The sequence below is a fragment of the Rossellomorea marisflavi genome, from assembly GCF_001274775.1.
GTDB lineage: Bacteria > Bacillota > Bacilli > Bacillales > Bacillaceae_B > Rossellomorea > Rossellomorea marisflavi.
This window is the reverse complement of record NZ_LGUE01000001.1, coordinates 389,307-403,068: the sequence shown is the minus strand read 5'-3', so window position 1 is coordinate 403,068 and position 13,762 is coordinate 389,307. Positions and strand designations below refer to the sequence as shown.

Genomic DNA, 13,762 nt, shown 5'->3' with positions numbered 1-13,762 from the left:
TTCATTCTCCTTTTGCTTGTTCTTCCGGGTATTCTATCCTTGGATGGAAGATCCCGTTCAATGTCTCGCACAGGGCCCTTTTCACTTGCTCCAGTTGTTTCAGTGTAATATCACATTCATTGAACTGGCCATCCTGGAGCCTGTCCTGGACGATGGAATGAATCAGGTTCTTGATCTCCTCCTGTGTGGGAGACGACTTTGAGCGTACGGCAGCTTCCACGCTATCCGAGATCGAGATGATCGCAGCCTCGATGGTTTGCGGCTTCGGACCAGGATAACGATACTCCTCTTCCTTCACATCTTTCCCCTGTTCTTTCGCCTTATAATAAAAGAATTTCAAAAGCGTGGTCCCATGGTGCTGCTCGGCGATATCGATGATCTCTTTAGGAAGCTTGTGCTTCCTCAGCATGTCTGCTCCGTCCGTCGTATGACTAATGATAACATCCCGGCTCGTTTCAGGCGATACCCGGTCATGTGGATTTTTTCTATTCATCTGATTTTCGATGAAGAACTGGGGCCGCTTCGATTTACCGACATCGTGATAATAACATCCGACGCGTGCAAGAAGGCCGTTGGCTCCGATGGCTTCACACGCAGATTCGGCGAGATTGGCCACCATGACGCTGTGGTGATACGTACCAGGAGCCTCGGTCAGCAGCTTCTTCAGAAGTGGCTGGGTCGGTCTCGAGAGCTCCATGAGTCGCATGGAAGACAAGATCCCGAAGCCTGCTTCGAAAAAGGGAAGGAATCCGATTGTGAAAATGGATGAACCCACTCCTGAGATCAATGCAAATATGAAGTAGTAGAGATACTCCGTATTCGTATAGGATGTCCCACTAAGCAGGATCAAGAACGCAAGGACCAATACGTTAACCAGGGCAACAAAAAGACCGGCACGGAGAATATTGGACCGTTGATTCTTGCTCACAAGGAATAACACCCCTGCAACCCCGCTGAACAGGGTATAAATGGCGATTTCAAAATCGATCGCACCCGTGAACGGATGGTGGAAGATCACACTCGAGCAGGCAGACAGGATGAAGACCATCATCATGGCGATCCGCTCGTTCAACAGGATCCTGAGGATCATCCCGCTGAACGCTGCAGGGAGTATGTAGGCAATATCATTGAACTGAAGCTGCTCAAGAAGACCGACAATCTTCATGATCAGCAGGGAAATGACGAAAATGATGCTTGTGAGCAGCAGATAGTTCTGCTTTCTTTCTTCCGTGATCTGAAGGGTGTAGAAGAAGTAATACAATGATCCGATGATGACGATTACAAAGATCGCGAGACCGAGGAATGGTTTAACAGAGAAACTGTTGTCGACCATCCCGAGCGCCTTCAGGATTTCGTATTTTTTCGGCGTCACGAGTTCTCCGTCTTCTACGATGACACCGCCTTCAATGATTTCCACGGAACTGACATTTGCAACCGCCTGTTTCTTCAGTTCTTCCGTCTTTTCTTTATCATAATATTCCGTTGGCTCGAGGGCCAGGTTCCCGAGATCGATGGCCACCTGAAGGAGATTGCCGTTGAATGAAAATTTGGAAATCCGCTGTTCGAGTTCCAAGCGTGCTTCCTTCAGGTCCTCTTCCTTGACGTGGTCCTCCATGATCACCTGCATCTGGGTGGATACCACCGTTTCGACGCGGTCAAGGTCTTCGCCTGATGCTTCGAGCATGGTCAACAAGCGATCATCCTTCAGCGTATCAGCTGCATCGTTTTCCTTCGGCAGCTTCTCTTTCAGCTGATTGAGCTGATCGTTCAGATCTTTTTTGGAAGGAGGCTTCAGATCATCCCGGTTCTTTTCCTCGTATTGTTTCTTCACGTCCTTGACGCTCTCGATCATGGAATGGACCAGGGTATTGGAATTGTCGATGGCCCCTTCCTTCGGGGTATACACCTTCCCGACCTCCATTTCCGCTTCTTGTTTCTTTTTCTCCGTCGCTTCGGCATCGACGAATTTCTTCGGCGCCCTGATGGTCGTCTGTGCTTCTTCGTACAAATGGATATCCAGGGTTTTCGGTTTAACATTTCCATATAGGACCCCGAAGACGATGAGCCCGAGGAGGATGAATAGCAGGTTTGTGAATAGTCTGTAGCTTAGGATGCTTCTTATCTTATTCAATAACGGGTGTGTGCGCATAGTGACCCCCCTGTTGTAACGGTTACCGGCAACATACAGCCGGTCCAAGAAATACATATGTAAAATGATAGCAGTTTTTTACTTATTTATCTATGTATAAAAGGGTACAAAAAAGATTGATCCTCGCCGCGCATGGCGACATGACGCGCGAGATCAATCCTGGTATTATCCTTGTTGTTCGTTTTTTTCGTATGCATCGATGATTTTCGCCACGAGAGGGTGACGGACCACATCCGCCTGCTCAAGGTAGATGAATTCCACTCCCCTGACGTCCTTAAGGATCTTTTCCGATGAAATCAAACCCGATTCACTCCCACGGGGAAGGTCTACCTGGGAACGGTCACCGGTGATGACCATCTTGGAATCAAACCCTAATCGGGTCAGGAACATCTTCATCTGTGCCTTGGTCGTATTCTGGGCTTCGTCCAGGATGACAAAGGCATCATCCAGGGTCCGTCCCCTCATATAGGCAAGGGGGGCAATCTCGATGGTGCCTCTCTCGATGAGGCGGGCAGTATGCTCCGCTCCCAGCACATCGTGAAGGGCATCATAGAGCGGCCTTAGATAGGGATCCACCTTCTCCTTCAGGTCACCAGGCAAGAAGCCGAGGCTTTCTCCGGCTTCCACCGCTGGCCGTGTGAGGATGATCTTCTTCACCTGACCGTTTTTCATGGCATGCACGGCCATGACCACTGCGAGATAGGTCTTCCCTGTACCGGCTGGGCCGATGCCGAAGACAAGATCTTTCTTCCTGATTGCCTGGATATATTGTCGTTGACCAAGGGTCTTGACCCTGATTGATTTCCCCTTGGCATTCTTTGTGATTTCTTCTTGATAAAGGTCCGCAAAATACTCAAGCGTCCCTTGTTTCCCCATTTCAATGGCATACAGCACATCCCTTGAACTGATGTTGATGCCTTTTCGGATAACGGCCACAAGCTGATCGGCAATTTCGACCGTCAGGCGCACCTCTTCGTCCTTACCGGATACGAGAAGCTCCTCTCCCCGGGTGACGATTGAAACGCTGAGTTCCGTTTCCAACAATTTTAAATGTGAATCCGATACCCCAAAGAGCGCGACGGCTTCATTCGGGTTCTCAAGCTGCAATTTCATTAAGATTTCGTCTGACATTCGCTAGTCTCCTTGAATGAGTGGTTGTCCTACTGCAATGTTTTCTATTACCTTAAAGTGAATGGTTACCCTAACTTTACCATTCTCGAACTTCTCATGCAAAATTTTTTCTCCCTTTATTTCCGCATCGTCCGGAAGTTGGGATAGAAGGTTGTTCCGTGCAAGCTTCCTTGCTTCTGCAAGAGCTTGTTTTTTTGTATATGTGCGGTCCACCACTTCTTTCTCTTTGATGGAGGTGTCGGTTATGGCAATCGGCGTTTCCCACTTCAGAAAGCGGAGCCGTTTTGTATTCTCTTCTTTCACGGAATCCTTATATTCCGGATCCCCGAATCCCCATACAGGAAGCTTCCACCCGAAAATCCCCACGTGGAAACGTCTCTTTTCGTTTCCTGTAAAGACGGAAAATGTTGAATGGAGGGGCAGATCGACACTCGTCTTATACCAGGTTTCCCCGAAGACTTCGCCTTTAGCAGGTACGCCCTTGGGTTTATCCTCGGTACCGATCAAGCCGGATACAAGCAGCTGTCCCTTTTCCACATAATCGGTGACTGCCACCTTCGGATCACCCTCTTCGACGAACATACGGACGATGACCGCTTTCTTGCTAGCCACAAGGTGCTGTGCACCCGTTACTTCCCCTGGCTCTGGAGCGTTTTTCTCCACTACTTGGAAGTGGAAGGTTGTCCCCTTAAGGTCCACACCGACCCATGTGATATTATCCATGCGATACGATAATTCCCTCTGGATGGTTTCCACATCAGGCACCGTAAACTGCGTTTTACCGGTGGACAGTCCCAGCGACTTCAATTCTTTCCTCATCTGATGCTCAACTTCCGGGGACGCCCCCTTGATCTCGATTCCCCAGATCATATTCGAGAGGATGAAAATGATGGCGAAGAAAGCGAGGGCTCCCGCAAGGAAACCCGAGTTCTTCCATATCCGTTTCAAAAGGAACGGCCCCCCTTCCCCTTTCAGGAAGGAAACCCTGCAGTCGAACGGTCGCACAGCATGCCTCAGCTTATGTACATCACTGAATGCGATCTGGAATGTGATGGCTCCCGTTGCCTTCCGTTTTACATCCCATACCGGGATCCCTGCCTTCAATAAGGCGTTCAGTGCAGGTTCCATCACCCTACCCTCGATCTTAACCATGACCTTGCCATTGATAAAGGTGACCCATTGATTCTTCAAAGTCCGTTCCCCCTACTCATCTAAATAGATTACTTCGACGACTTTCCCCTGTAAGAGGATTTCCTCAGGAAGGATGATTTTGATCACAAACTGTTCCCCCTTGATCAGAAGCTGCCCCTGCTTAAGGAGCAATCTCACTTCATCATCCGCAAAAGTCAGGAGCCCCCTGTGGTTTTCTATATAAATATGGATTTGTCCAATCATTGTGATGCGGGGTAGGTCCATCATGACATCTTCCGGTAGATCCATCTTCTCCGTCATCCATTTGCGCATCTCCTGGAGCCAGTTTTTTGCCATAAAAAAAGAACCCCCTTTCATCTCATACGTATGAATGAATCGGGAGATATATGTATGGCCATTGTATAAAAACCGGGTTTCCTAAAAGCGTTCAACCACCAACGCAGCCAAGATCACCCCGCCTTTCGGAATGAAGTACGTTCACCCATTGAACAGCATAGGATATTCCGAAAACGTTGAAGGGATTGAGAAACATGTATTATCCAAATAGGAGCTACCATTCACACGTCTACTCCTGGCATACCGGGTCCATTCCCTCTTATGTGAACGGTCCTGTTGAAAGACACACATATCATCCACCCTACTATCATCATGGTGATCCCGCCTATCCGCTTCACCACTATGGCCCTGGACGGTTCGTGAGTTCCTCCACCACTTACCACCAACCTGTTCCTGTGCCGGAAAGGGACATGGCTATAGAAGACAGGAATGAAAAAAATGCCATGTATTTCGGCAGAACACCTGATGAGTGGATTACTCACACGGACTTTCTGGTCAATGAAGGGCTGGAAGATGTCAAAAGGGGAATAAATGCCACCCACATTCTTCAGGAATTTATATTGATGGGCGTCCTAGTGGGAAAAGGGTACTCGCCAGAAAAAGCATATAAAACGGTGGAAGAATGGGAACGTACAGGTGCATCAAAGCTTCTTCAGCAAAGCAAAAACATGTAGAGGTATGGCGATTCCCGAAGTAATCGTCCGCCTGTTATCCTTCCTCAATTCTAGAAGAGGATGGGACAAAACTTAAAAAGGCCCCTTTAATGCTGAACACGACCAGTATAGGATCTTACTACCGTTCATGATCTCCGTGCAAGACTTCGCTTTCCGCGGGTAGCCCGTGAGCCTCCTCGGCAGCTGGGTCTGNCACGCCTGCTGGGTCTCACATCAGCTACTCTTCCCGCAGGAGTCTTCGTCTTGCACTCCGATCAACCGCTGGAAACGATGAAATTTGAATGTTCATTAAACGAATGTAAAACATATTTGTCTCAGCCTCTTCCTCATTATAGACCCTCTAGGTTTCCGGAAACTTCCAAGGTCATTTCACCAAAAGAAAAAGGGTGAGGTTAAAATTGCACCTCACCCTTTCTAGATTCCTCTGAAAAGTGGACCACTTTTTGTGGCGCTCTGTTCACAGTTTATTATTTTCGTTGATGCCTTCTTCTCGACCTTGGCGCTCCGAAAACTTCGGAGTAAATGAACCCTTTCACTACATCATCCTGATTGTGAAAATCAAGGTCGATGTGCTTCTTCCGAATGGTTTCAGCCTTTGCCAATGTTTTCTCCATCTGCTTCGATAACTGTTTCTCCTCTTCTTTCCAGGTCTCGGTAATCGTATTCGCAGCGGTGGCCTTCTTCTCTTCAAAACGCGTCTGAAGGTTTGCGGCACTCTTTTTGACTTGTTTTTCGACTCTGGCTTTTGTTTGTTCGATTTCAGGTGACCGGGAAGGATTGCTGCCCGGGTTCGGCGTACGGGGTCTGTTCGTCTGATCCTTTCCCTTTTCTTTATTACGGCCGAAAAAGGCGGAGATCAGACCGATGACGATCGCAAATATCAGCCCTTCCATGAAGGCATCTCCTTTCCTTCAGGGACTTACTTATCCGTATCGTGTTTGTCCCCGGTCATTTTACCGATGGAATCTCTCATGTCCGTATCGGCATCGATGTTCTTAAGGTTCATATAATCCATGACGCCCATATTGCCTGAACGTAAAGCTTCCGCCATGGCAAGCGGTACCTCTGCTTCTGCTTCCACAACTTTCGCTCTCATTTCTTCGACTTTCGCTTTCATTTCCTGTTCGTTCGCTACGGCCATCGCCCGTCTTTCTTCCGCTTTTGCCTGGGCAATGTTTTTGTCCGCTTCTGCCTGCTCTGTTTGAAGCTCGGCACCGATGTTTTTACCGATATCCACGTCCGCGATATCAATGGACAGGATTTCAAAAGCCGTTCCTGCATCCAATCCTTTGGATAGGACTGTCTGCGAAATCAAATCAGGGTTTTCCAGTACCTTTTTATGATTGTCGGAAGAACCGATCGTGGAAACGATCCCTTCCCCTACACGGGCAACGATGGTTTCCTCACCGGCACCACCGACGAGTCGGTCGATATTGGCACGGACGGTGATACGTGCTTTCGCTTTCACTTCAATCCCGTCCATCGCCACACCTGCGATGAATGGTGTTTCGATGACCTTCGGATTAACACTCATCTGAACAGCTTCTAGTACGTCCCTTCCGGCAAGGTCGATCGCGGCTCCACGTTCGAATGTCAATTCGATATTGGCACGGTGGGCAGCGATCAGGGCATTGACGACCCTGTCGACATTACCACCTGCAAGATAGTGACTTTCAAGCTGGTTGATGGATACTTGCAGACCGGCTTTGTGAGCTTTGATCAACGGATTGATGACCCTGCTCGGGATAACCCTTCTCAGTCTCATACCGATCAGCGTGAAGATACTGATCTTGACACCTGCTGCAAGTGCTGAAATCCACAGCATGACAGGGACGAACGTGAATAGGATGGATAGGATGATGATTCCCACCACGATGGCGGCAATCAAGAGAATCGAACTTGTATCAATGACCATTTACACAACCTCCAATAATTTAGGTGATTTCCCTTACAACGATACGGGAACCTTCCACTTTTACAATCTTAATCTTTTCATTTGCTTTGATGAAGCTTCCCTCGGTGACGGCATCGATCCGCTCGTCGTCGACGAGGATGGTGCCCGATGGTCGGAGCGGCGTTTTGGTGATACCTTCGCGTCCGATGAGTTCCAATCTGTTGGCGTTTGAAACGTAACCGCTTTCCGTGGATGTTGAATCTCGCAAAATCATCTTATTGAATAGTCTCATCTTTTTACCAAACACCTTTACATACAGAATGATGGCGGCGATCGCTACAGCGATGGCTATCAGAATCGAGTAACCCATTTGCACAAAATCGCCTCCTGCCATAAAAATGCTGCCGATGACGGCTGCGGCCCCGAGCGTGCCGGCAATTCCTCCCGGAAGGAAAAACTCTGCTATCAACAGTGCGATCCCTATGATGAAGAGGATGAGGGTTTCATACCCTGCGAGACCCGCCACCATATGACCATAGAAGAATAAAAGGAGCGAGCTGATACCGACTGTCCCTGCTACCCCGAACCCCGGAGAATAAAGTTCTACGATAAGCCCCAGGCTGGCAAGCGACAGGAGGATCGGAACGACGACCGGATTCGTCAAGAAGCGGGCAAGCTTTTCTGCGAATGTTTCTTCCACCTTCACAACAGAATCCTCTTCAGCGCCTATCTTTTGAAGCAGTTCATCCATATTGTTTACCGTACCGTCGGAATATCCGACTTTCTCGGCGTCACTGGACCCCAGGGTCAACAGCTCACCCTTCTCTAGGTCGACTTCGGGGATGGACATAGAGTCATCCGCCATCGCCATGGCGTACTTCGGATCACGTTCCTTGGATTCTGCAGCGCTTTTCATGGAAGACAGCCAGTAGCTCTGAGCTTTTTTATCCGCTGCGTTGCCCTCCTGGTCGATGACGGCTGCAGAACCGAATTGCCCATTCGGCACCATATAGATTTCATCGGAGTGAAGGGCCAAGAACGCTCCAGCAGACAATGCCTTATGATTAACGAAGGCGACTGTCTTTGTATCGATTCCATCCATGAGCTGACCGATATCACCCGCGGCATCCACAAGACCACCCGGTGTGTTGAGATCGAAAATGATCACATCGGCCCCGGCATCTTCCGCTTCCTTGACGGCACGTTCAAGGAAGGCATGCAGACCGCGTTCCACTTCTTTGTGGACCGGGATCACATAGGCCTCTTTGGCGGCGGCACCCGTCAACGGCTGGATCAGCGAATAACTCAAAAGGAACAGGAACAAAACCAATAATCCTTTTTTCAAACAGACCCCCTCGTTTCATTAGAATGATTCCCTGACTTATGTACGTTTGAGTTGAGGCTTAGGTTTCATCTTTTTTGACTTTTTCTCAGGCGGCAGATTCTGATTGAAAGAGTGGAACGAGATCCAGGCGACGTGATGGGCCCACATCTGCAGGAGAGGATCCGCGGGGCTGTTGATGCATGCTACTTACTAAAAAAGCCGGCAAGCAACTGCTTCCCGGCTTTTTCCTATGATAGATGGTGAAGAACAAGTTTATTGACGAGAGCCCCATCAGCTTTCCCTTTTACTTTGGGCATGATCGCTCCCATCACTCTGCCCATATCAGCTTTAGATGAAGCGCCCACTTCTGCTACCGTCTCTTGGACGATGGCTGAAACTTCTTCTTCCGAAAGCTGCTCAGGCATATATATTTCGACGTAAGTCAGTTCTGCTTGGAGTTTCTCCACGAGATCGTCACGACCTGCGTTTTGAAACTCCTGGAGGGAGTCTTTCCGTTGTTTGACTTCTCGAGAAAGGACTGTCAACTCTTCGTCTTCAGAGAGCTGCTGTTTTCCGTGCTTGATGGCTTCATTTTGAAGTGAGGCCTTCAGCATGCGGATGACGGACAGCTTCTCCTTTTCTTTGTTTTTCATCGCTTGTTTCATATCATCATTTAAACGATCGAGAAGACTCATGGTTACACCCTCTCTTAGAACTTACGTTTTCTTGCTGCTTCTGATTTCTTTTTGCGTTTTACGCTTGGTTTTTCATAGAATTCGCGCTTTCTAAACTCTTGTAAAGTTCCTGTTTTAGAAACTGAGCGTTTGAAGCGACGAAGAGCATCTTCAAGCGATTCGTTTTTACGAACAACTGTTTTTGACATCTCTCTTTCCCTCCCTCCGAACACACTACACTTACATGTTCAAGTCAGAAATGGTTTGTACCAAATCCAAGGACATTGGATGTCCCTTTACTTAAGATCTTCCCTTGCTGCATTGTCACAAGGGGACAGAAAGTGTATGTCTTTCTTGGATGAATCCCATAAAGTACTAAAAGGAATCCATGTACTTTGCCATTATAATATATCCTATGTGATAGGTCAACAATTTATCCCGAATCAGGACATAAATAGGCATGTCCTCCGCGGTTTCCCCATAGATTTGAGTATGCTCTTCTATTCAAGGCGGAAGGGGGACGATCCTATCATGGGATATATGTTGGCTTTCATTCTTTTCATCGCTTGCTTCCTATTCGGGATGACCTGGCTGAGGACGGGCCTGTTCAACCTCGCCAGTGATAATATCCGGAGATGGCTCCACTACCTGACCCATACACCGTTCAGGGGGGTCTTGACCGGGACGGTCCTGACAGCATTGATTCACAGCAGCTCTGCGGTCATGGTGTTGACAGTCGGACTCGCTTCCTCGGGCATGATTCCCTTCAGACAGACAATCGGGATCATGCTGGGTTCAAATATCGGAACCACCTTCACGTTGGAGATGTTCACACTCAACCTGAATATGCTCATTATCCCTGCCGCCGTCGTGGGGACCATCCTCCTCTTGTTCGGATCTACGAATGGCAGGAGCCTCGGGATGACCTTGGTGGGCTTCAGCTTGATCTTCACCGCCATCATGGGCATCCAGCGCCTGGCTGAACCCCTTACCCATCATCCTGCGGTGAAAGGGTATATGGAGAACATGGATCGCCATCTTTTCCTCGCCCTCTTGGTCGGCTGTTTTCTCACAGCCATCATCCAGTCCAGCACGGTGGTGACAGGCGTGGCCATGGGGTTTCTTGCAGCAGGATCGATCGGGATCGATACGGGCATAGCGGTGATGCTTGGGTCAAACGTCGGGACATGCATCACGGCCATCATGGCAAGCTTCGGAGGAGGGCGGGAGGCGAAGCTCACGGCTTATGCACATGTATGGCTGAACGTCATAGGTGTCGGACTTTTCATTCCCTTTATCCCCCTTTTAACGAGAGGCGTCCAAGCTTTGGCTTCTTCAGGGGATATGCAGCTTGCCCATGCCAGTGTCATCTTCAACCTGGTCTGCTCGCTCATGGTCCTTCCGTTCGCTTCAGGATTTGCCCGGTTTGTTGAAAGAATTCACGGTCCAAAAGGATGAGGATAAAAAAGGTGAAAACGATTAGATACCATTAAAGGACGATCGAATATTAGTATAGGTTCTTTATACCTCTCATGATTTCTGTGCAAGACTACGCTTCCCTCGGGTAGCCCGAGAGCCTCCCCGGCAAGCCAGCGGGACCTCACGTCAGCTACTCATCCCGCAGTAGTCTTCGTCTTGCACTCCAACCGCTGGAAACAGTCGCATCTGAATGGTCATGAAACAAAGTAAAAACCCGAACGGATCCGCCTTATCATAGGCAAAACCTTTCGGGTTTTACTGTACTTTTTTATTCAAGCCTCGTTCCTACATTTTAACTCAGTAGTCCGATTCTGCTGCCAGTCCCTGCATGATTTTCACGCCGGAGCTCGCGCCAAGTCTTGTGGCTCCTGCTTCAATCATGTTTTGGGCATCTTCAAGGGAGCGGACTCCACCAGATGCTTTGACGCCGATATCAGGTCCGACCGTTTCCCTCATGAGGGTGATGTCGGCTACCGTTGCCCCACCAGTGGAGAATCCAGTAGACGTCTTCACATAATCGGCACCTGCCTCAACAGCAAGCTTGCAGGCTTTAACCTTTTCTTCGTCGGTCAGAAGGCATGTCTCGATGATGACCTTTGACAGGGCTTTTCCTTTAGAAGCTGCCACGACCGCTTCCATATCCCGTTTCACCAATGCATCATCCCCACTCTTAAGCGCGCCGATGTTGATGACCATGTCCACTTCCGTCGCTCCATTGGCGATGGCATCCTTCGTTTCGAATGCCTTCACTTCTGGGGTGGAAGCCCCAAGGGGGAATCCAATCACTGTGCAGACCTTCACTTGAGTGCCTTCAAGCAGTTCATGTGCGTATGACACCCAGGTAGGATTCACACATACAGATGCAAATGTATATTCTTTTGCCTCTTGACAGAGGATTTCGACTTGTTCTTTTGTTGCTTCCGGTTTCAGTAATGTATGGTCGATCATATTAGCAATTTGTTGAGCCATTCCAATCTCTCCTTTAAGCAGTTGTCCGTACCTCCATCATCATACCAAAATCCTCTGAAAAAAACGAGTATTTCTTGTTGGAAGATCGCGCACCGCTCCACCTATCATAGGGATGAGACCGTTTTCTCCGACATTGCATTCTAGATCTTGTATACCCTTGCTTCATATGGTTTGAGCGTGATCGTGCTCGATTCTTCATGCGCTTCCACTTCATGATTGGCCAAGAGCAGCTGGGAAGACATCACTTGGATGTCTCCAAGATCCACTTCCGCACCTTCCGTCGATAAATTCGTTAGCACCACGACACGAGTGTCTTCAACGCTTCGGGTATACGCATAGACCTGCGGATGGTCCTTAAGAAGCAGCTCGTAGACACCATATGTGAACACAGGCTCTGATTTCTTAAGTGCAATCATTTTCTTATAGAAAGCAAGGATTGATTCTGGATCTTTTTCCTGTGCGGATACATTGATCTTCTTGTAGTTCGGATTGACTTTCATCCACGGCTCCGCCGAGGAGAAGCCTGCTTGTTCAGCAGCAGACCACTGCATCGGCGTACGGCTGTTATCACGTGATGAAGCCCAGATGATCTCCATGATGGCGTCATGCTCCAATCCTTCCTCACGCTTGGCGCGGTACAGATTCTTCACAGCCACATCATCATAATCCTCGAGGTTAGGGAACTGGACGTTGGTCATGCCGATTTCCTGTCCCTGATAGATGAAAGGGGTCCCCTGCATAAGGAAGTACATCGCTCCCATGGCAGTAGCGCTCTCCCTCCATAGATCGGTATCATTTCCCCAGGTCGACACCACCCGCGGCTTATCATGGTTTTCGATGAACAGGGCATTCCAGCCGTCGCCCTCGAGCCCTTTCTGCCAACGGCTGAGGACCTTCTTCAATTCCACGATATCGAGATCGGCATCAGACTCGGCATCCCACAGTCCAAGATGTTCGAACTGGAAGATCATGTCCATCTTCCCTTCCTTCTCCCCGACCCAAAGGCCTGCCTCATCTGCGCTTACACCATTGGCTTCGCCGACCGTCAACACATCATAGTTCGCATAGGTCTTTTCTTTGAATTCCTTGAGGAAGGTGTGGATCCCCTCCTGGTTCATATGCATATCGAATGAGGAAACATATTTCTTCCCATCAGGATTCGGCATATCCGGAAGACCTGGTCGCTTCTTGATATGGCTGATGGCATCGATCCGGAAACCGTCGATTCCTTTATCAAGCCACCAGTTCACCGTATCATACAGCGCTTCACGGACATCAGGATTCTCCCAGTTCAAGTCGGGTTGCTTTGTCGAGAACACATGAAGATAGTATTGCCCTGATACTTCATCAAATTGCCATGCCGAACCATTGAAGATACTTTCCCAGTTGTTTGGTTCCTTCCCGTCCTTAGCGTCCCTCCAGATATACCAGTCCCTTTTCGGGCTATCGACAGCGCTCCTGGATTCAATGAACCATGGGTGTTCATCGCTCGTGTGATTCAACACGAGGTCCATGATCAGCTTCATATCACGCTTGTGAACCTCAGACAGGAGCTGATCGAAGTCCTCCATCGTACCGAAATCCTTCATGATGTCTTGATAGTCGGATATATCATACCCATTATCATCATTCGGAGATTCATATACCGGGCAGATCCAGATCACATCGACGCCAAGATCCTTGATATAGTCAAGCCGTTGAATGACACCTTGAATATCACCGATTCCGTCCCCGTTGGAATCTTGAAAACTCCGGGGGTAAATCTGATATCCCACTGCTTCTTTACGCCATGATCGTTCCATCTCATCACACCTTATCTATGTTTTTTAGATTAAACGCTTTCAATTAAACATGCAATCGTTTGCACAATCAGAGAAAAAAAGTACTGGAAGAGATTATTCCAGCTACGTTTAGTTTACCTTCTTCCATGGACCATATCAATATCTATTTTATAAATATGCTTACACCTGCCAAAATGCC

At 48.6% G+C, this 13,762-nt stretch carries 12 protein-coding genes and 1 pseudogene; 2 read left to right on the top strand and 11 right to left on the bottom strand.

All coding sequences use genetic code 11. The features are described 5' to 3' along the window. Position 1: 1 nt before the first annotated feature. From AF331_RS01980 to yqfC, 4 genes are all read right to left on the bottom strand, one after another. Positions 2–2,149: an HD family phosphohydrolase gene (locus tag AF331_RS01980; RefSeq protein WP_053426528.1), complete on the bottom strand. Its 2,148-nt coding sequence runs from the start codon at positions 2,147–2,149 to the stop codon at positions 2–4. A 165-nt stretch (positions 2,150–2,314) separates the two neighbouring features. Then, on the bottom strand, positions 2,315–3,280 hold the full coding sequence (locus tag AF331_RS01975; protein WP_053426527.1) for a PhoH family protein: 966 nt from the start codon (positions 3,278–3,280) through the stop codon (positions 2,315–2,317). Positions 3,281–3,283: 3 nt separating this feature from the next. After that, entirely contained in the window at positions 3,284–4,471 is a 1,188-nt protein-coding gene (gene yqfD / locus AF331_RS01970) for a sporulation protein YqfD (protein WP_053426526.1), read from the bottom strand. 12 nt (positions 4,472–4,483) lie between these two features. After that, positions 4,484–4,768, bottom strand: coding sequence for a sporulation protein YqfC (gene yqfC, locus AF331_RS01965; protein WP_053426525.1), 285 nt, complete (start codon positions 4,766–4,768; stop codon positions 4,484–4,486). 452 nt (positions 4,769–5,220) lie between these two features. Here yqfC and AF331_RS01960 point away from each other — a divergent pair. Then, a pseudogene (locus AF331_RS01960) lies at positions 5,221–5,442 on the top strand (cupin domain-containing protein); the annotation flags it as partial. A 467-nt stretch (positions 5,443–5,909) separates the two neighbouring features. On the opposite strand, the gene AF331_RS01955 reads toward AF331_RS01960, so the two are convergent. The 5 genes from AF331_RS01955 to rpsU all read right to left on the bottom strand — a co-directional run bounded on the left by AF331_RS01955 (position 5,910) and on the right by rpsU (position 9,543). Beyond that, positions 5,910–6,335 (bottom strand): hypothetical protein, encoded by a 426-nt coding sequence (locus tag AF331_RS01955; protein ID WP_053426524.1) that lies wholly within the window; start codon positions 6,333–6,335, stop codon positions 5,910–5,912. A gap of 26 nt (positions 6,336–6,361) precedes the next feature. After that, complete coding sequence (gene floA / locus AF331_RS01950; protein ID WP_285813756.1) at positions 6,362–7,357, bottom strand: flotillin-like protein FloA; 996 nt, start codon at positions 7,355–7,357, stop codon at positions 6,362–6,364. A gap of 19 nt (positions 7,358–7,376) precedes the next feature. Next, on the bottom strand, positions 7,377–8,681 hold the full coding sequence (locus tag AF331_RS01945) for an NfeD family protein (protein WP_412177702.1): 1,305 nt from the start codon (positions 8,679–8,681) through the stop codon (positions 7,377–7,379). 227 nt (positions 8,682–8,908) lie between these two features. Then, positions 8,909–9,355: a GatB/YqeY domain-containing protein gene (locus AF331_RS01940; RefSeq protein WP_053426523.1), complete on the bottom strand. Its 447-nt coding sequence runs from the start codon at positions 9,353–9,355 to the stop codon at positions 8,909–8,911. A gap of 14 nt (positions 9,356–9,369) precedes the next feature. Then, on the bottom strand, positions 9,370–9,543 hold the full coding sequence (gene rpsU, locus AF331_RS01935; protein WP_032087602.1) for a 30S ribosomal protein S21: 174 nt from the start codon (positions 9,541–9,543) through the stop codon (positions 9,370–9,372). A 322-nt stretch (positions 9,544–9,865) separates the two neighbouring features. Between rpsU and AF331_RS01930 the strand changes: the two genes are divergently transcribed. After that, positions 9,866–10,792 (top strand): Na/Pi symporter, encoded by a 927-nt coding sequence (locus AF331_RS01930; protein WP_053427740.1) that lies wholly within the window; start codon positions 9,866–9,868, stop codon positions 10,790–10,792. Between the two features lie 318 nt (positions 10,793–11,110). Here AF331_RS01930 and deoC read toward each other — a convergent pair whose 3' ends face one another. Then, positions 11,111–11,782, bottom strand: coding sequence for a deoxyribose-phosphate aldolase (deoC, locus tag AF331_RS01925; protein ID WP_053426522.1), 672 nt, complete (start codon positions 11,780–11,782; stop codon positions 11,111–11,113). A 140-nt stretch (positions 11,783–11,922) separates the two neighbouring features. Next, positions 11,923–13,584 carry a glycoside hydrolase family 13 protein gene (locus AF331_RS01920; protein WP_053426521.1) on the bottom strand — a complete coding sequence of 554 codons (1,662 nt, stop codon included), beginning with the start codon at positions 13,582–13,584 and terminating at the stop codon, positions 11,923–11,925. Between the last annotated feature and the right edge of the window lie 178 nt (positions 13,585–13,762).